This is a genomic window from Bacillus sp. FJAT-49736, assembly GCF_018343615.1.
In the GTDB taxonomy this organism is placed as follows: Bacteria; Bacillota; Bacilli; order Bacillales; family Bacillaceae_C; genus Margalitia.
Window position 1 is genome coordinate 190,156 of sequence record NZ_JAGYPI010000002.1, and the last position, 19,777, is coordinate 209,932.

A 19,777-nucleotide genomic window follows, 5' to 3' on the forward strand; every position below is an offset into this window, starting at 1 on the left:
CGCCACCACCATGCAGGAGCTGTCCAATGGGGCTGAAGAGCAAGCTAATTCGGCAAGCACCCTTCTAGAAAAAATGAGTGATTTCTCTCAAACTATCATGCAAGTAGCAATGGATGGAGAGAACGTCAAAGAAAATTCAAAGCAAATGCTAACGATGACCGAAGATGGTGGAAAAGATATGTATCAATCCGTCAAGCAAATGCATGTAATCGATGAAAGAATCAAGCAATCATTAGAAATGGTAAAAGGTTTAGATAACAAGACCTCTCAAATTACTGATTTAGTAAACGTGATTAAAGAGATATCAGAACAAACAAATCTATTATCGTTAAATGCAGCAATTGAAGCGGCACGTGCCGGAGAACACGGAAAAGGGTTTGCGGTAGTTGCGGATGAGGTGCGTAAATTGGCGGATCAAGTTACACAATCTATTACAAACATCACCTCCATCGTTGCGGATATTCAAAATGAATCTACCCAAGTAGTGGACACTTTAAAGGATAGTTATCAATTAGTAACCGACGGTACTAAACAAATTAATGTTACCGGAGAAACCTTTAAAAAATTAAAGGATACGATTGAAAGCTCTAGTAAACAGGTAGAAAGTATGGCCGCATCCATGTTTAATATATTAGATAACACTAGAGAAATAAATGAATCAATTGATACCATTGCTTCTGTTTCAGAAGAGACTGCTGCCGGTGTTGAAGAGGTAACAGCAACCACAGAACAGTCCAGCAGCTCTATGGAGGAAGTTGCAAAAACAGCAAAAATGTTAGAGAAGCAAGCTGCAAATCTAAATGAAATGGTTCAAAGATTTAAATTTTAAACCTAAAATGACCACCCTTCGCAGTTCAATAGGGTGGTCATTATTTTCATATCCAATTTTCAGCGAGTTATAAATACTTAAAATAAATATACACCATGGAAATTGCCACACTAATGATCATAATCGGCAATCCTATTAATGAATACTTAATGAAAGAAATCTTATGTCCTTCTTTCCCTGCCATTCCTGCAACAATCAAGTTGGCACTTGCACCTATCAATGTTCCGTTTCCTCCTAAGCACGCCCCCAAAGCAAGACTCCACCATAATGGCTCCAAATCGTGAATCCCGAGCGATCCCATTTGCTCGATTAAAGGGATCATAGTTGCGACGAATGGGATATTATCCACAAACGCGGAAGCTATAGCACTTAACCATAATATCAAGAAGGACGTGGAAGTTTCGTTGCCGCCAGTTAGATTAATAGTGTATGTGGCAACCTTCGCAATTACTCCTGTCTCAACCAATCCTGAAACGAGGACAAAGAGACCTACGAAAAAGAAGATAGTTGTCCATTCTACTTTTGAAAGAGCACTTTCTAGATGGCTCTCCCCTGCCAAAATCAACAATATAAATGCTCCCAATAAGGCAACAGTTGCGGACTCAACATGGACCATTTGATGGATAAAAAATCCCGCAATCGTTAGCCCCATCACGATTAATGATTTTATCATCAAGGTTTTATCCGCAATTTCATCTTTTTCATTAAGCTGCATAATTCGTTCTCTTGTTTTATCCGAAACATGAAGCCCTTTCCGATAAAACAGTACAAGCAGAATCATCGTAACAACCATGATGACAAGGACAATCGGCGCCAAATTCGTAATAAAGTCCATAAAGGTAATGGATTCAACCGCACTTCCTATCATAATATTTGGAGGATCGCCAATCATTGTAGCCGTTCCTCCAATATTGGACATGAGAATTTCTGAAATAAGAAATGGCATTGGATTTATCCCAAGCTGTCTTGTAATGCTGAAGGTAATAGGAACCATCAAGAGAACAGTTGTAACATTATCTAAAAATGCCGAACCCACCGCGGTAATAATGGAAAGTACAATGAGGATAGACAGCGGCCTTCCTTTTACTTTCTTTGCTGACCAAATAGCAACATACTTAAATACTCCTGTTTCTGCAGTAATGGAAACAATAATCATCATTCCGATTAATAGACCGATTGTATTAAAATCAATATGGTGAATGGCAGACTCTTGGTTCACAATTCCAAATACGACCATCAATCCTCCACCAAGCATCGCAATGATCGTACGATGGATTTTTTCAGAAATGATTAATCCATAGGTTAAAAAAAAGATAATAATAGCAATAAGTGCTTCGTTAGACATAAGCTTCCCCTCTTCTCTCTTTATTTTCTTTTTTCTAAGATAGTATTTCCTTCACATAGAATAACAATCTCTATTATCAATCAGGAAAAATTATCCAAATGAACACAAAAAAGGAGCCCTAAATGACAGGCTCCTCCGATATTGCACGTACTTATTCAATTGGCACTATCATATCAAAAAATTCTTTTTTTCGCAACCTCTTTCCATTATGATATTGATATCACTAGTAAATGTGTTCCATAAAATTTATTTTTAGCTATTAGGGAAAAATACTTTAAGATGTTTGTTCTTAATCAGGAGAGGATAAGTATGATGAAAAAGCAATTAGCTGTATTTGGACTTGGGCGCTTTGGAGGCAGCCTTGTACAAGAGTTTCACGAGTTGTCTACTGAAGTACTAGCAGTTGACAAAGATATGGATAAAGTGAATGAAATGGCACAATATGCAACTGCAGCAGTTCAAGCCAATACAATCGATGAAATGACTTTAAAAAACTTAGGTATTCGTAATTTTGACCTGGTTTTTGTATCCTTTGGAGATGATATTGAGGCGAGTATTCTCACCTCGTTATTGCTGAAAGACATGGGAGTAAAAGAGGTTTGGGCCAAAGCTCAAAATAACTATCACGAAAAGGTGCTGGCTAAAATCGGTGTCGATCGCATCATTAACCCGGAAAGGGATATGGCAAAAAGAATTGCCCACCATGTCGTATCTGAAAAAATATTGGATTATATTGAGCTGTCAAAGGAATATGGAATCGTTGAAATTATGGCAACCGAAAAAATTCACCTTCAAACCTTAGCCGATTTAGATGTTCGCGCAAAATATGGATGTAATATCGTCGCCATAAAAAGAGGAGCAGATATTGTAGTTTCTCCAATGGCACAAGATAAAATATTTAAAGGCGATGTGCTGATAGTCATCGGAAAAAACGAAGATATTAACAGATTCGAGGAAGAAGGTGTCTAAAATAAAACATAAGGTTATACACCTAAGCCCTTCCCAGCTTCTTATTTTCGTGTTTTTCACGGCAATTCTTTTAGGAACCTGCCTATTAAAATTGCCCATAGCATCCTTCCATTATGTTCGATGGGTAGATGCTTTATTTACTGCAACTTCCGCAATGACAGTGACTGGTCTTTCCACCATCGATTCAGCAAAAGAATATACCATGTTCGGTCAATTTGTTATTGTATCCTTAATTCAATTAGGCGGCTTAGGAATCGTTTCCTTTGCCCTCTTAATTTTTATTATGCTTGGCAAAAAGATAGGGCTAAAAGAACGTATTCTTATTCAGCAAACCCTTAACCAAACATCCTTAGGCGGTGTCATAAAACTCGTTCGCAATTTATTTCTGTTTTCCTTTGCAATTGAATTTATTGCTATGTTGTTTTTATCGATTAGGTGGATCCCTGAGTACGGGTTTTGGAAAGGTGCTTTTTACAGCTTCTTCCACTCTATTTCCGCATTTAATAACGCTGGATTTGCACAATGGTCCGACAATTTGATAGGTTACGTTGGTGATCCTATCGTAAATATTGGCATAACAGGTCTCATCATCCTTGGAGGAATCGGTTTTACTGTTTTATCTGATATTTGGTATAAGAAAAGCTTTCGCAAGCTTAGTCTCCATTCGAAGATTATGATTATCGGAACAATCGCGACCAATTTACTTGCAATGGCATTTATTTTCATCCTGGAGTATCATAATCCGCTTACCTTGGGTCCCTTATCTACTTCAGATAAAATATGGGCTTCCTATTTTCAAGCGGTGACAACTAGAACAGCTGGTTTTGAAACTATTGACATTAGTGGTTTAAAAGAGCCAACTGCTTTAATATTTTTATTATTAATGTTTGTTGGAGCAGGCAGTGCCTCAACAGGAGGCGGGATTAAATTAACCACATTTATCGTAATAGTTCTTTCTGTTATTACTTTTATTAAAGGAAAAAAGGATATTGTATTAGCAAAACGATCTATTTCCTATTCCATATTATTAAAGTCTTTAGCCATATCAAGCATTGCATTACTTGCAATATTAATTTCCGTATTTATTTTATGTATTACTGAAAAGGCCCCTTTTCTAGTAGTATTATTTGAAGTTATTTCAGCATTTGGAACGGTTGGTCTAACGATGGGATTAACTACAAAGCTAACCATTATCGGCAAACTAATCATTGTGATCATGATGTTTATAGGGAAACTTGGACCGTTAACTCTCGCTGTTTCCATTGCAAAATCGGAATCGGCAAGCATTCGTTATCCACATGAGGACATATTAACGGGGTGAACCGCTCTAAAAAAGGTGCATAAGAAGCTCCTGGTGATTTCCAGGGCTTCTTATGCACCTTCTCTGTTATGATAATTTAAATTTTGATATTACTACCTGCAATTCATCCGCTAAGTGTGACAGGGATTCAGCAGAGCTAGTGATTTCCTCCATCGTTGCCAATTGTTCTTCTGAGGCAGCTGCATTTTCCTGGCTTCCTGCTGCAACCTGCTCCGAAACCTCTTTCGCATGCTGAATGGCTGTAACAATCTGTGACGTAATTGCCTGAATTTCCTCTACAGAGGACGAAACATCCGCTACCTTACCCGTTACGCTATCTATTGACTTCGCAATTTTTGTAAAGGATTCATTCGCTTCCGTTGTATAGGAAAGCCCTGTTTCGACTTTTTCATTTCCAGATTCCATGGATAATACAGCCTTTTTCGTTTCATCCTGAATTACTGTAATCATTTTTGAGATTTGCTCGGAGGATTTGCTTGATTCCTCTGCTAATTTGCGAACCTCATCCGCAACTACAGCAAAGCCTTTTCCTTGCTCTCCGGCACGTGCAGCTTCAATAGCAGCATTTAATGCCAAAAGATTTGTTTGCTCTGCAATACCTGTAATAATATCGGTAATTCTTCTAATCTCATCTGAACGCTGTCCTAATGTATGGATTATTCCTGTTGCTTCTTCTACCGAAACATGAATTTCATTCATTTGCGTAACCATATTTGCTATAGTGTTTGCACCGTGGCCGGCAAGTGTTCTTGTTTCTTCTGAGGTTCGAAGCATATCTTCACTGGCATCTGCAATTTGATCCATTCCTTGTGCCATTTCTGAAACCGAAGCCGATACCTCAACAAATGTTTGCAGCTGACGTTCTGTTCCTTCCGAGTTTTCCGTGATAACTCGAGTTACTTGCTCTGCGGCGCTAGTACTTTGTTGCGCACTTGCTGTTAGCTGCTCCGAGCTTGAAGCAACCTGTAAGCTCGAATCCGAAACCTGCCGTACAACAGAAGAAAGATCTTGAACCATTTTGTTAAAGGAATCCGCTAGTTCTCCAATCTCATCTCGGTTTTTTACCTTCAACGGCTCAACGCTTAAGTCCCCCTTAGCTACTTGCTTCATTACATTGGATACTTTTTTAATTGGATTGGAGATGATACGACCAATAAATATCGCAATGATTATCGATATAATAAAGGTTACAACAGTGATAATGATTAATAACTGTTGGGTTTTATTAACTGTTTCATTCGTATTCTTATTCACTTTTACTAGCTCGTCCTCATGAAGCTTCGTAAGAGCCTCAATACTTTGCTGAAATGTAAGTGTAAGGTCCTTAACAGTGTTATTAGTATACTCCGTTAATTCATCTTGTTTATTATCATTTTTTAATTGCACTTGATGCTCAATAGCTGCATAATACTTGTCATCTGTCTCATCAATAGTGGAATAGAGTCTTTTTGCTACAGAGTTTTTTTCTAATACACCTAATTTTTTCATCGTATCTTGGTAATGATCGTTTGCCACTTGATACTGATTATAATAAGTCGGACTTCCTGTAAGAAGATACCCGCGAATACTTGAGCTTTGCTTATAAAAAAGTGTTTCAAGCTGGTTCGCTAAATTAACCTTTTTAGAGGTAACGTTAATTAAATTATCATACGTTTTATTAACATTAGTTAATTGAAAATACGACATCCCCGCTAAAATACATAGTAATAAAATGACGGAGCTAAACCCTAAGATGATTTTTTTCTTAATGGTCATTTTCATGAAGTGTTCTCCCTTACAATTTTTAGTCTCTTATTTATTATTTCGACAATATTTGCAAAATGTTTAGAGAGTTTTTAAAACAAAAGGATGAATTAGAAATAAACATTAATATCATATTAAGGATAAAACGATTTGGTATACGGAGGATTTTGGGATGAGTGACGACATTAGACTGAGGCCTTTAGAAAGAGAAGATTTGGAATTTATTCATAAACTTAATAACAATGCAAAAATTATGTCCTACTGGTTCGAGGAGCCATATGAAGCCTTTGTGGAGCTGCAAGATTTGTATGATAAGCATATTCATGATCAAGGAGAACGAAGGTTTATTTTAGAAAAAGATGATGAAATGGTTGGGCTCGTAGAATTAGTGGAAATTGACTACATCCATAGACGGGCAGAATTTCAAATCATCATCGACCCGAAGCATCAGAACCACGGATATGCCAGTACCGCGACAAAAATGGCAATGGATTATGCCTTTTCCGTCTTAAATATGCATAAGCTCTATTTAATTGTGGATTCAACAAATGAAAAGGCTATCCATATTTATAAAAAAGCGGGGTTTCAAGAGGAAGGAGAGTTTATTGATGAATTCTTTGTGGATGGAACGTATCATAATGCCATTAGAATGTGTATTTTTCAAAAACAGTATTTGGAATTACAATAAGTGTTGATTTTTTTGATCGTTCACCTTTTCCAAAAAACAGAGAACATCCTGATAGAAGAAGAGCCAGGTGGAGAAAACTTTTCGTGTTTTCCCTCCGTTTTTTGGAAGAATAAAAAAGTAGTAGTTTTATATTTCTAACCTTCCACATAAAATGTACAAGTTCGTTACTTGGAGGGAATGCGATTGTTAAGTGGAGGTTTACTGCTCAGTTATGTTTTTTTAGGGTTAACATTAGCGGCTCCGATTGGACCAGTTAATTCCGCTGAAATTGATAAAGGCATCAAAAACGGTTTTTTTCATGCCTGGATGGTTGGGGCCGGAGCGGTGGTTGCGGATGGAATCTTTATGCTTGTTGTCTATTTAGGATTTACCAACTTTATAAATATTCCCCTTATTCAAGTTTTTTTATGGCTTTTCGGTGCATTTGTTTTATTTTATACCGGAATGGAAAGTATCGTTAGCGGGAATAAGCTCACGCTTGATAATGATCGCAACAAAGATTCTTTATTCACCTGTTTTTTCACAGGCTTTGCGATGTCCATTACGAATCCATTATCGATAATGTTTTGGATAGGCATATATGGTTCGGTTTTAGCAAAGATTGCTACGAAATATGGACCTGTTGACACCATTATTTGTACAAGCATGATATTTCTGGGATTAGTGCTTTGGGACGTCTTTATAGCTATTCTGTCGAGCGGTTCCAGAAAGTTCCTTCATACAAACTTCCTGAAGATTATTACCTATGTTTCAGGTATATCCATGATTGCATTTGGAATCTATTTTGGCAGTCAAGGGATTAAAGCATTGTTTTTCTGAGGCCATTTTCGTATAGGTTTTCATTGAATCTTATAAATCCTAGTAGTCCTAGCTCGAGGCATCTTTCCTTAGGAAAAACATTCATTACCGAAAATCGGATCAATATTAAGATTATTTTCTGACCAAGATACAAAGTTAAGGAAAAGAGCCTTTTTTAATTCCATTTCTATTACATATTAAGACCTTCTTTGACAAAGAGTATTATTAGTCAGAAGGAGGTTTGTATTTTGGGGAATGCAAAGAAGAAAAGCCAGATGGCCCACGGAGACATGAAATGGTGGCAATTATCGTTGATCGGAGTCGGCTGTACAATCGGAACAGGCTATTTTCTCGGCTCGAGCATCGGAATTAAAACAACCGGGCCCTCTATTGTTTTTTCCTTTCTTATAGCTGCAATCGGCACTTATATTGTATTTAATATGCTTGCCAAAATGACTGCCGCGGATCCACAGGAGGGTTCTTTCTGCTACTATGCGAAAAAGGCATACGGAGGCTGGGCGGGATTTTCATCCGGGTGGAATTATTGGTGTTCCAATATCTTAATAATGGGCAGCCAATTAACCGCCTTGTCTATTCTATCGCGATTTTGGTTCAGCCAGGTTCCACTGTGGGTCTTCGCTGCCGGCTATGCGATTCTTTCTGTCATCGTTGTGCTAATGGGGACTAAGGGCTTTGATAAAATCGAAAACATATTAGCCGTTCTTAAAACTGCAGCCATTATCATGTTTATCATATTAGCAGCTGCCGCCATTTTTGGCTGGATAAACGGACAGGATCACCACCCAAGATTGCCTGACTCGGCAAATGACTTGTTTCCCCATGGATGGAAAGGCTTTGGTGCTGCACTAATATATGCCTTTTACGCTTTCGGCGGAATTGAAGTCATTGGCCTTATGGCGATGCAACTGAAAAAGAAAGAAGAAGCTCCAAAAGCAGGAACTATAATGCTGATTGTTCTAACGATTATCTATGTTCTTTCACTTGGACTTGCTGTTTGCATGGAATCCTATCATGCTTTTCGTGAAGACGAAAGCCCATTTGTAAAAGCGATGGAGGATTACCATCTTCCTTTTTTTCCACATGTCTTTAATGCTGCCATTATAATTGCCGGTTTCTCCACCATGACCGCATCCTTATTCGGAGTAACACAGCTGCTAGTTACATTAGCTGACGATGGAGATGCACCAGCTTTTTTTGCAAAAAAATTAAAGAAGTGGAAGGACCTTCCCCTCCCTTCTCTTGGGCTAGCTACAGCGGGTCTGCTTATGTCCATTATTACTGCGTTGCTATTACCTGGGAAAATATATGAATATATTACAACCGCAGCCGGCATTTTGCTTTTATTTAATTGGTTCTTTATTGTAATTTCTGCTTATCGACTTTTGAAATTAAAAAAATGGGAAATAACACTTTCTATTATAGGAATTCTTTTCCTTTTGAGTGCTATCGCAGGGACTTTATTAGAAAAAGAAATTCGACCTGGCCTATATGTTAGTGTTGGTGTAGTAGTTGTCATAGTGTGCGTGGCTTTTATTAAAAGTAAAAAATCCAAGCAGGTGTCGAGCAGCTAATTTATTGGTTTTCTTGAATACAGAGTACTTACACTCGCTTATTTTCGCGAAAATGGCTTCTAATACGGCTGTTTACGTGGTTTTTATAATAGGAAAGCGCCAGATTCTCGCATGATTTTGCATATTCTCGCGAAAATGGGACCTTTTCTCGTGAATTTTACGTATATTCTAGCAAAAATGAAGCTTATTCTCGCGAATTTCATGTATAATCTCGCGAATCAAGACTTTAGACCTACACACAACCAAATGGGATAAACTATCTTTATTTATAATAAAACTAGTGGATTCTCCATTGAAGTATTGATTGAGATAAAGGTGATACAGGTACCATTACTGAAATTAGAACCGGTGAGATGTTCAAAAATAGTCACATAAATACCCTTCTCATTTTCGAAGGGTATTTGATTATCTAAAGCTACAATTATAATCGATACAGCTTATACAAGCATTCGTTAGATAATTAAAAGCTTTTTATCCTTGCCAATGCTCACGTGTAATACTGTATAAATTGTGATGTTCCCATAGACCATTGATTTTTAGATAATATTCAGAGTAACCATCATACCGAAATCCCACTTTTTCTAAAACTCGAATAGAACCTACGTTTCGAGGCATAACCGCTGCTTGAACCCTATGTAATCCAGCAGATCCAAATGCGAATTGGATTGCCAACCGAACAGCTTCTGTAGTAAATCCCTGTCCATTATACTCCTCATCTAGGAAGTACCCCATTGTACAGCTTTCCCATGCTCCTCGAACAACATTACTTAAACTAATTCGTCCCATAAGCTGATTACTTCTTCTCAAGAAAATTCCAAAGCTATATCCAGAATCACTTTCCCAATTCCTTTGTACTTTCTCTAATATATCCCGTTGACCTTCTAAAGTATAATGAGAATGGGGAGCAATTGGTTCAAAAGTCTGGAGGAATTCTTTATTTCGCAATCGCAAATCTAGCAGCGCATTAAGGTCTTGCATAGTTAATCTCCTAATATAAATACGTTCAGAATCTAATCGCATGCTATCACCTCTATAAATTTTACCTGGCACTTTAGAATAGCATAATATATTTTTCCTTGTCCCTTAAAAAGCAAAGCTAGCTCTGATTCAAACATTAATTACCATAACTAAACCAAAAAAGTTGGAATCTATTAAATTCCAACTCGGTTCATTCACATTTTACAAATCATTTAAATTTTCCCACTCGTCTCTTAAAATTCCCATCATAATAACATCATATCTTTTTCCATCTCGATATACCATAGACCTCTTTCTACCTTCCGGCTGAAAGCCAACCTTCTGATAGGCTTTAATTCCACCCTTATTGTATTCTATAACTTCCAAACCTATACGATCTAAATTTAGTTCATTGAATGCATATTGAAGGATGAGCTTTATTGATTCAGTCCCGTAACCTTTATTACGGAATTTGGAGTCACCAATTCCAACGGCTAGTATTCCTGTTCTATTATTCCACTCCATGCTATGGATGCTGACAAAGCCTATTAATGTATCATCTGAAATAGTTCTAATACGGAAATACACTTCATTCGCCGATATTTTCTCGTCGGTTACTAGCTGCTCCTTCGTTTTGGGATATGCATATTCCGTATCTACGTTACGAAGATATTCAGCGTCTTCCATCCAATATATCATAACCTCTGCATCTTCTTCTCTCACTGCTGTTAATTTTACTCTGTTTCCATTGAATAGATTCGAGTTCACTGTCATCCTTTTTCCTCCAAAGCAACCTTAATCGATAATTAAAATACCTTTATTAAAAAGGCTACTTTAATTAGCTATATTCATTGTAACGATAAGTCAATATATTAAATTCATAGGTTACTTCTTGTATTTTTCTTTATATTCTTCTTCTAAAATAGCCATTAAAATGGAATCATGATATTTAAAATCATAGTATAATGCATCTCGCTGAATGCCTTCCTTTTTAAAACCAATCTTTTCATAAACTTGATAAGCTTTCTCATTATAAGCAAAGACATTTAGTTCAATTCTATGCAAATTTAATACTCCAAATCCATGTTCAAGAAGTAGTTGAAGCGCTTCTGTACCATAACCTTTCCCTCTATTCACTTGATTTTCAATAGAAATTCGTATATTCGCATTTCGATTTAGATGATCAATAGACTGGAGGGCAATGTCTCCAATTACTTGATTTGTCTCCTTAGCGATAATAAGCAGTAAAATACTTGTTGTCGTGTCTTTCGATTTTCTTTCAAGATAATCGTAAATTTGTTCTCTTGTAAAAATAGCTTGTGTTCCTGTTAAACGACGAGTCTCTGGATTAAAAAGAGTTTCTAAATATATGTCCGTATCCTTTATACTAATAGGCTTTAAATATACGAGATTTCCTTCTAAGATTCTTTTTTGTTCATGATTTTTCATAGTTTTTTCTCCCCTTTTGACTTATAATTTTGACTATATCAAGAAATTATCATGATAAAAATATACAATTCTCTCTTTTTTTAAAGGACAGATAGGAGAAATATATGTTACCTAGGTTCCGTCAGCTAGAAAAAGATATCCCTCATTATGTTAGTATTTATGAATATTACAAGCATGAAATAGTTACTGGAAATATTCCTGATAATAGTCGTTTACCATCCATTAGAAAATTAGCAGATTTTTTAGGATTAAGTACAACCCCAGTAGAAATAGCATATAATCAACTTGTTGCGGAGGGGTTTATAGTCAGTAAGCCCAAAAGTGGTTTCTACGTAGAAAAGCTGGAAGATATCATTTCGTTTACAGTAGATGAACCACTAGATACAACGTCCAATCTCTTACCTAGAAATCAACACTATGAGTTTGACTTTCACATTTCTAAAAATGATTTCAGTTTATTTCCTTTTAGTGAATGGAGACGTGTTTATAATAGATCTTTGATTTCCTCCGAACAAAATCTATTATTTTATGGGGATCCCCAAGGTGAAAAAGGTTTAAGAGAACAAATTTCTATCTATTTAAGAAAATATAGAGGAGTAATATGTAAACCTAATCAAGTAGTAATAGGAGCAGAACAACATCATTTATCCGCTTTACTTGCTCATATTTTAAAGCAACAGTCTCAAAGTCATATTGCAGTGGAGGACCCGGGATATTTGTTAATACCAGAAACATTTAAACTTAATGGGTATAAGGTGAGTCCTATTCGACTAGAAAAAGATGGCATTTCTGTCACAGAACTTTATAACAGTGGAGCAAGACTTGCTGTTGTGTCTCCCTCCCATCAATTTCCCAAGGGAATGATTATGCCAATTGCCAAAAGACTGCAGTTACTAAAATGGGCTAGAGAAGTAAATGGCTACATTATCGAAGATGATTATGATGGAGAATTCAGGTATCACGGAAAGCCAATCCCTTCCTTACAAGGTCTTCAACAAGGGAATAATGTTATTTATTTTGGGAGCTTTTCTCAAGTTCTTGCACCAGCTATTTGTGTAGCTTATATGATTTTACCCGAGGAATTATTGCCAATTTTTACAGGCTTAAAAAATACGATTCTATTTGAACAGGGCTCATCCAGATTACATCAACATGCTTTACAATCATTTATAGCAGAAGGTTATTTAGAAAAACATATCCGTAGAATGAGGATAATATACAGAAGGAAGCATGATAGTCTACTTTTTGCTATTAAGAAATACTTTGGAGAAGATGCGAAGGTACTTGGGACTGATGCAGGATTTCATGTTCTTCTGATAGTGAACAGTCCTAAAACAGAAGATGAAATGATAACGTTAGCAAAGGAAAATGGAATAAGAATAGCTTCGTCATCCTTTACGTGGATTAACAAAGATTGCTATCCTGGGAAAGAATTTATTATCGGTTTTGCCGGTATGAATGAGAATAAAATGGAAGAAGGAATAAAATTGTTAGCAAAGTTATGGTTAAATGCATAACCATTTGCTACATTACTTAAGATCGAAGTAAAAGTTAAAAAGAGAGCTGACAGATTAATCTGCTGGCTCTCCTTTTGTTAGATTATATAATTACTTTAAAATGGAAAGACTAAATTAATTTTTATAATTATATAGGGAAAAGCCTATTCCACTATAATTCTCATTAAAAAGTCGCAAATACAGTTATATGCCAGCATTTCATTTTCTTTTTTGGAAAATCCATGTCCCTCATCATCAAAGACAACATATTTTACAAACACTCCATTTTTCTTTAAGGCTTCTACCATTTGGTCTGATTCCGATTTCTTTACTCTCGGATCATTCGCTCCTTGAATGATTAACATAGGCTTAAGCATATTTTCTACATAAGTAATAGGGGATTGTTCTATTAATCGCTCCCGATTCTCTACCGGATTACCTATCCAAGAATCCATTCTTTCTTTCCAGTGTTCTGGGCAGCATTTAATAAATGTAAATAGATTAACTGGACCACACATATCGATACATGCTTTAAATTTATCTTGGTGTCTTCCAAATAGTAGCAGAGATAAAAATCCACCGTAACTTGCCCCAAAAAGTATTAATTTTTCGGAATCAATCTTTCCTAGCTGTGCAAGAGCCTCGATACCTGACAATACATCTAACCGTGGACCTCCTCCCCAATCTCCTTCAATCATTTTTAGAAATGAAGTTCCATAGTTAGGCGTCCCTCTAAAATTTGGTGCAAAAATATGGAATCCATTATAAATTAAAAATTGGAAGAATCCATCGTAATAAATTTGTTCATTATACTGCGGACCACCATGTGGATATATTATCGTATGGCCATTCCACTTTCCCTGTTTCGCTTGATAAAACATCCCTTCAATTTCCAAGCCATCGAACGATTTATATTGTATACGTTCTGGCTTCACTAAGTCATCTTCTGGCACAAAAGGAACTTGATTTTTAATTAATTCCTCCCAATCCCTATCAGTATTCATTCGATATAAAGTGATAGGCTTTGTAGAAGAAGAACCAGCTGTATAAACCTTTCCGCTACCACCTATAGCAAATTGTTGAATGGTGTCCATTGGTGCTTTTAAATCTACTAAGCTCTTATCGTCCATATTATATACATATAGCCGATCGATTGGACCGCTCCGCGACTGTAAATAGATTTGATTTTCACTTGTAAAGTATTGAATTTTTTCAATATCTTGTTTATCTATATATAAAACCTTTTCGAATAATCCAGTCGAAACATCATAGCTTGCTAAATAATTGAACTCTTCGTTATAATTTGTTGTAAACAAAATTCTGTCCTCTGTCAAAAAACATAGGTCTGACACACGATATGTTTGTTCAGCATTAGGAATTAACTCTATTTCCTGGTCTGCCTTCTTTAGACAGATTTTCATATTACTATGATTGTATCTTATAAAATAAGCGATATCCTTCCCATTTGGACTAACCCCCATCAAATGGGTTTCCGCCCCATATCCTATGTGCAGCAATTCCTCTTTATTGGCATGAAGATCATACGAAAATATTGAAAGGTGTATAGGATTATCTTTTGTAGATGTGTAATAGAGCTTAGAGCCATCTTCGGAAAAGGCACCGAAAAAATAACGGCAATCTTGTTCTACACAAATATCCTTCCAATTCTCACCGTTATCATCGATTGAGTAGATATGCATATTTTCATTTCCATCTTTATCACTGGTGAAATAAATATTTGAATCATTGCCCACTGCAATAGACTCTATAAATTGATTATGAGAGCTGAGTTGCTGTTTTATTTCTGTATTTTTCAGATCCATTTTCCATAAATTAAAAGACCCAGTCGTATTCGTACCATAAACTATATAAGATTCATCTTGACTAACGGAGAAAGCTGAAATCGAAAATGGCTTCATAAATTGCTCTAACGATACTCTTTTAGAAGTTATCATTTTATCTTACTCCTTCGTTATTATTTTTTCCTGGCTAGTTACATTCCTGCAAAATAAAGAAATCACCTTTACTGTATTCATAAGATCCTCTATATCCATACATTCATCATATCCATGAACACGGTTATTGGTTGTTCCTGGTCCGTAATTAATCGCTGGAATACCATTTTCTATAAACCAACGGGCATCCGATTGTCCCATGACGCCAATTACAGGAAGCTCCTTGCCATTCAATGCTTTACTTGCATGCTGCAATGCTAGAATTAGTGGATGATTCTCCTCTGTAATAGTAGGATTGGTCTCTAAAACTCCCATCTTCTCTACGACAATATTCATTTGAGGATCCTCAGCTTGCAGTTCATCAATCATCGTTTGTATTCTCTGTAAGATTAGTTCATTGGAATGCTCTGGAATAATTCTTAAGTCCACTTCTACCTCACAGCTTCCAGGAACTACATTTGCTTTTGTTCCACCCTTAATTACACCGATATTAATAGTGGTGTATCTCATTCCAACAATAGATGATGGCTCGCTTTGAAGCTCCAATTGTAATCTCTCTATTCCAGTTATAACCTTTGCCATTTTTTCTATTGCATTAATCCCCTGCCATTTAAACCCTGAATGAGCTGGCTTACCGTGTGATATTATGCGAATTTGTGTGGCTCCAGCCATTGCTCTAATAATTTCCTGACTGTAACCCTCTACTAGTGCAAAATCTCCTCTGAGCAATTTTTCCTGAAGCAAATAACCAGCTCCAAGCTCTCCCCCTGTTTCTTCATCACATGTAGCCGCAATAATGATATCTCCATCTAGAGGAATATCAGCCTGCTTCAAAGCTAGCACCGCACCAATATATGCTGCCAATCTTCCTTTCGAATCCGTAGCCCCTCTACCGTATATTTTCCCATCTACCACCAATCCTGCAAAAGGTGGATGAGTCCATTTAGTTGGGTTATCTTCTGGAACAGTGTCAAGATGAGCATTTAATATGAGAGACCGACCTTTTCCACTTCCTTTTAACGTTGCAATTACATTTTTTCGTGCTGTGGTTAGATTTTTTTTATTACTAACGGAAGCTGGAACTTCTACAACCTCAACATGGAAGCCATATTCATTCAGCTTTTCTTCTAAAAATCCACTGATTTCCTGATAGTTTCCCGGAGGATTCACACTAGGAATTTGAATCATCTTCTGCAAAAGTAGAATTATTTCATTTCGCAACCTATCTACCGACTCCACAATCATTTTTTGCATTCTTAACTCTCTCCTTTCTCCTACCCAATATATAGCAAGAAACATGCCAACATTTGATCCTAATAAAAATCAAGATTGAACGGGAAATGTAGCGTTAAGATAAAAAAATTAGATTGAATTAGGTTCTATTAAAAAACCTAATTCAATCTATAATTCGAAAGAGCATTCAGAGTTTCTAACCCCAAACTCGTTATCCAACTGCCTTGCCTTGTCGTACCAATTTCAACTAAATGATATTTCTTAAGGATAGACATGCGACTTTTTATTTGTTGTGCAGAAAGGGATGGAATTTGTTCATTTTTAAAATACTCTTCTATAGCGTTACGCCCTGTTTTCAAATTATTTTCTTTAGCAAACTGCAAATAGGATAGTATCCATTTGAATTCAGATAAACTCCCTTCCGATTCTAGATGAGTCACGATGGAATCTTGTCCCTTTTGCATTGGATTCAAAAACTTATTTGGTAGATCATGCACTTCAACTGTATCGTCTCTAATAATGGCAGATAAATAATATACTGTATTTTCTAGCTCTCTTATATTTCCCGGCCATGAATAGGATAATAAATATTCCTTGACCTCCTTCGACAGGAAGATAGCCTTCGGTGTTTGCTTAGAGAAAAAATATTCTACCAACGGTAATATATCTTCTTTTCTTTCTCTTAATGGAGGTATTTGCAATGGTAAGACATTCAGTCTGTAGTATAAATCCTCTCGGAATCTACCTTCTTCTACTAGCTTAAACAAATCCTTATTAGTGGCTGCAATAATCCGAACATTGACCGGTATTAATTGTGTCCCCCCAACACGCAGTATCTGCTTTTCCTGCAATACTCTAAGAAGTGAAGCTTGAATGGATGGTGGTGCATCGCCTATTTCATCTAAAAAAATCGTCCCGTTATGGGCTAGTTCAAAGAAACCAGGTTTTCCGCCTTTTTTCGCACCAGTAAAGGCACCATCTTCATAGCCAAATAGTTCACTTTCAGCCAAAGATTCCGGTAGCCCAGCAAAATTAATCGGAACAAAGGGCTGATTTCTTCTATTGGAAACATGATGAAGTGAATGGGCAAAGATTTCTTTCCCCGTTCCATTTTCCCCACTAATAAGCACAGGCTGGTCAAACTGCCCCAACTTTTTCGCTTTCTCGATAGTTTCCTTTAATAGATGTGAATGTCCTATTAGATCCGTGAACTGATACTTAGATACGAATCCGGGAGTATGAATTTTTTTCCTAATCGCCATTTCCGTTTGTTGTATATTCTTTATTTCACGAAATACTATTATCATCCCCTGTTCTCCATCTAATAAAGTAATAGAAATGGGCTGAACGATAAGACGAAATTGGTTTATATTGAAAAAAAGTGGTTCTTTATTATGATAAATATCAAGTGAAGGAAAAATATCCGAGAAATTCTTGCCAACGATAGAGCTTGGATTTGATTCTTTTTTCAAAAATCCTAACAACGCTTTATTCACTTGAATAATAATGTTATGGGAATTAATTGTTACGATCCCTTCCTGGGTAGCATTGATTATGGCATCTACTTGTTGGTATACATTTCTTATTTGGTTAATCGATTGAGATAAATTAATATTTAACCGGACAATCTCATCCATATTGGTTGCTTTGTATACCCTATGTGTATTAATTGGTAATTGAAGATGAACTGCCATGTCAATAATCGCTGAGAAATCTAATGGACGCATTCCAATTTCAATGATATTTTTAAATCTTTTTGCGTTTATTAATTTCACATCATGAGTGACTACAGTTGTTATATTTTGATCTATATCCACTTCATCCTTTGGGTAAGGCAACATCTTTAAACGTATTCCAAAGCCCTGCAACATCTCAAGAGATTCTAGAGTGGCTTCATATGTATTATTTGCAATGTAACAATAAGAATCCGCAGGAAGCTGTAACAGTTTTTCTATAACATCTGTATTAATCGTTCGCTTCGCCAGTAATTTCTTTTTACTTGGAATATCCTCGAATGTCTCATGCTTGTACGTCGCAATTACAAAGTCAAATTCATTAGGTTGACAAGACAAAGTATACTTTTCTATTAATATCAATTTATTAAATAAATCCAGAAGCTGCTTTCTTATTAAAAAATACGTTTCATCACTTTTGGTAATTAGTAAAATCTTTTTTATAATGGGAATCACCCCTTCAAAATGAGATCTTTTTTAAATTATACCAATATTCCAACACCGATTTTTATTTTTTTATTTGGATTAGATATGAAGAAAGATTCTCTTTTTCAACTTTTCGCCAATATTCATAACCATCATCTCCATAATTGCAGGGAAAATCTAGCAAGGATTCAAGGAAGTCTGTTCTTTCACATAACTGCCCCATTAGTAAATAAATTTCAACTTTAACTACCTGGAGCTTGCAATTCAAATTAAAATACGACCCTTCACTTAAAGGGTCGCACACCATTGTCGTATTGGGCAATACCTTATTCCAGAACCTTTAATAAATGCAATTTTTCCATTATCATGGTCCTATATTTAGCAGCTTCATATTGAGAATTATTGATTCTTGTCTTTGTTATGTTTAGCTTATCAAATATTTCGCTTTCCAATTCTCTTCTTGCTTCTAACACATTAATTGTTCCGTCTATATCGCTATACCCATTCATTTTTCCAAATCCTTGATTTGTATAATACTCTATAAATCCAGCAGACCATTCCTTCGCTCTTTCATGAACAGCTTTTCTGAATGAGTATTCCAAATCATCTTGCTCTATATAAAACAATATTGGATTTAATTTTTCAATGATCCCCGCTAATGCATCTACATAACTTACAACTCTCTCTTTTTGCACACCATATTTAATCATTCCGACGGTTACTGGATTTTGTATGAAGCAACATTCAAAAATATACATTTTATTTTCATTGCTTGCTTTTTGGACGAAACCCTTCCACTTTTCCGTTATTAATTCCATATTCTTTTCTAGTGATAATTCATAAATATCATTTTGATAAATGGTATTTAATAAATGGTCAGGAAAATCTGAGCTGTATTCATTTATTATTTTTCGATATGGTAATAAATAATCGTTTCCTATCTTCATAACTCTATCATTCATTACTTCTCTAAATTTACCACTATTCGCAAGCAACCTATCGAATTCACTTTTATCAAAACAAGATACCCCTTCATAATCAGCAGGGTGGTCTAGATTACCTTCCAGAATTAACTCAACATCGATATTTTTTTCAACGAGAATATCGTAGAGTAAGTTTGCAGTGGTAGACTTCCCAAACCCAGGTAGTCCTTCTACTATTATTAATTTTGTATCCAAAAAAATGGTCCCCTTTCTAAGACAAAATAAAAGGTATTAAATAAAGAATAAATTTTCCACTGCAC

Annotated in this window: 16 protein-coding genes and 1 pseudogene; 7 read left to right on the plus strand and 10 right to left on the minus strand. The window is 36.0% G+C overall.

Translation table 11 applies throughout. The features are described from left to right. Positions 1–10 precede the first annotated feature (10 nt). Positions 11–829 (plus strand): methyl-accepting chemotaxis protein, encoded by an 819-nt coding sequence (locus tag KHA87_RS22625; protein WP_481748369.1) that lies wholly within the window; start codon positions 11–13, stop codon positions 827–829. Positions 830–896: 67 nt separating this feature from the next. Here the strand turns inward: KHA87_RS22625 and KHA87_RS12535 are convergent, their stop codons facing one another. Further along, positions 897–2,198 carry an ArsB/NhaD family transporter gene (locus KHA87_RS12535; RefSeq protein ID WP_349305593.1) on the minus strand — a complete coding sequence of 434 codons (1,302 nt, stop codon included), beginning with the start codon at positions 2,196–2,198 and terminating at the stop codon, positions 897–899. 288 nt (positions 2,199–2,486) lie between these two features. Here KHA87_RS12535 and KHA87_RS12540 point away from each other — a divergent pair, with 288 nt between their 5' ends. Together KHA87_RS12540 and KHA87_RS12545 are read left to right on the plus strand one after the other, a co-directional pair. Beyond that, complete coding sequence (locus KHA87_RS12540; protein ID WP_213095156.1) at positions 2,487–3,143, plus strand: potassium channel family protein; 657 nt, start codon at positions 2,487–2,489, stop codon at positions 3,141–3,143. A 1-nt stretch (position 3,144) separates the two neighbouring features. Further along, a complete protein-coding gene (locus tag KHA87_RS12545; protein WP_213095155.1) occupies positions 3,145–4,464 on the plus strand; it encodes a TrkH family potassium uptake protein in 1,320 nt (439 codons plus the stop codon). Positions 4,465–4,530: 66 nt separating this feature from the next. Here KHA87_RS12545 and KHA87_RS22630 read toward each other — a convergent pair whose 3' ends face one another. Both KHA87_RS22630 and KHA87_RS22635 read right to left on the minus strand, forming a co-directional pair. Further along, positions 4,531–5,481 carry a methyl-accepting chemotaxis protein gene (locus KHA87_RS22630; RefSeq protein WP_481748370.1) on the minus strand — a complete coding sequence of 317 codons (951 nt, stop codon included), beginning with the start codon at positions 5,479–5,481 and terminating at the stop codon, positions 4,531–4,533. Beyond that, positions 5,476–6,225: pseudogene (locus KHA87_RS22635) on the minus strand (HAMP domain-containing protein); the annotation flags it as partial. The gene KHA87_RS22630 and the pseudogene KHA87_RS22635, both read right to left, overlap by 6 nt. Before the next feature lie 154 nt (positions 6,226–6,379). Between KHA87_RS22635 and speG the strand changes: the two are divergent. The 3 genes from speG to KHA87_RS12565 all read left to right on the plus strand — a co-directional run bounded on the left by speG (position 6,380) and on the right by KHA87_RS12565 (position 9,285). Then, positions 6,380–6,895, plus strand: coding sequence for a spermidine N1-acetyltransferase (gene speG, locus KHA87_RS12555; RefSeq protein WP_213094508.1), 516 nt, complete (start codon positions 6,380–6,382; stop codon positions 6,893–6,895). A 183-nt stretch (positions 6,896–7,078) separates the two neighbouring features. Beyond that, positions 7,079–7,714 (plus strand): LysE family transporter, encoded by a 636-nt coding sequence (locus KHA87_RS12560; RefSeq protein WP_249310379.1) that lies wholly within the window; start codon positions 7,079–7,081, stop codon positions 7,712–7,714. A gap of 227 nt (positions 7,715–7,941) precedes the next feature. Next, a complete protein-coding gene (locus tag KHA87_RS12565; protein WP_249310380.1) occupies positions 7,942–9,285 on the plus strand; it encodes an amino acid permease in 1,344 nt (447 codons plus the stop codon). Between the two features lie 471 nt (positions 9,286–9,756). On the opposite strand, the gene KHA87_RS12570 is transcribed toward KHA87_RS12565, so the two are convergent. The 3 genes from KHA87_RS12570 to KHA87_RS12580 all read right to left on the minus strand — a co-directional run bounded on the left by KHA87_RS12570 (position 9,757) and on the right by KHA87_RS12580 (position 11,691). Then, positions 9,757–10,305 (minus strand): GNAT family N-acetyltransferase, encoded by a 549-nt coding sequence (locus KHA87_RS12570; protein WP_213094510.1) that lies wholly within the window; start codon positions 10,303–10,305, stop codon positions 9,757–9,759. A gap of 159 nt (positions 10,306–10,464) precedes the next feature. Then, positions 10,465–11,016 carry a GNAT family N-acetyltransferase gene (locus KHA87_RS12575; protein WP_213094511.1) on the minus strand — a complete coding sequence of 184 codons (552 nt, stop codon included), beginning with the start codon at positions 11,014–11,016 and terminating at the stop codon, positions 10,465–10,467. A gap of 111 nt (positions 11,017–11,127) precedes the next feature. Beyond that, positions 11,128–11,691: a GNAT family N-acetyltransferase gene (locus KHA87_RS12580; protein ID WP_213094512.1), complete on the minus strand. Its 564-nt coding sequence runs from the start codon at positions 11,689–11,691 to the stop codon at positions 11,128–11,130. 104 nt (positions 11,692–11,795) lie between these two features. Here KHA87_RS12580 and pdxR point away from each other — a divergent pair, with 104 nt between their 5' ends. Beyond that, the gene (gene pdxR / locus KHA87_RS12585; protein WP_213094513.1) at positions 11,796–13,208 is read left to right on the plus strand and encodes a MocR-like pyridoxine biosynthesis transcription factor PdxR; all 1,413 of its coding nucleotides are present in this window, start codon (positions 11,796–11,798) and stop codon (positions 13,206–13,208) included. A 143-nt stretch (positions 13,209–13,351) separates the two neighbouring features. Here pdxR and KHA87_RS12590 read toward each other — a convergent pair whose 3' ends face one another. The 4 genes from KHA87_RS12590 to KHA87_RS12605 all read right to left on the minus strand — a co-directional run bounded on the left by KHA87_RS12590 (position 13,352) and on the right by KHA87_RS12605 (position 19,712). Continuing rightward, positions 13,352–15,142 carry a S9 family peptidase gene (locus tag KHA87_RS12590; protein ID WP_213094514.1) on the minus strand — a complete coding sequence of 597 codons (1,791 nt, stop codon included), beginning with the start codon at positions 15,140–15,142 and terminating at the stop codon, positions 13,352–13,354. A gap of 6 nt (positions 15,143–15,148) precedes the next feature. Next, positions 15,149–16,396: a M20 family metallopeptidase gene (locus tag KHA87_RS12595; RefSeq protein ID WP_213094515.1), complete on the minus strand. Its 1,248-nt coding sequence runs from the start codon at positions 16,394–16,396 to the stop codon at positions 15,149–15,151. A gap of 137 nt (positions 16,397–16,533) precedes the next feature. Continuing rightward, on the minus strand, positions 16,534–18,471 hold the full coding sequence (locus KHA87_RS12600; RefSeq protein WP_213094516.1) for a sigma-54 interaction domain-containing protein: 1,938 nt from the start codon (positions 18,469–18,471) through the stop codon (positions 16,534–16,536). A 389-nt stretch (positions 18,472–18,860) separates the two neighbouring features. Then, a complete protein-coding gene (locus tag KHA87_RS12605; RefSeq protein ID WP_213094517.1) occupies positions 18,861–19,712 on the minus strand; it encodes a P-loop NTPase family protein in 852 nt (283 codons plus the stop codon). Positions 19,713–19,777: the final 65 nt, after the last annotated feature.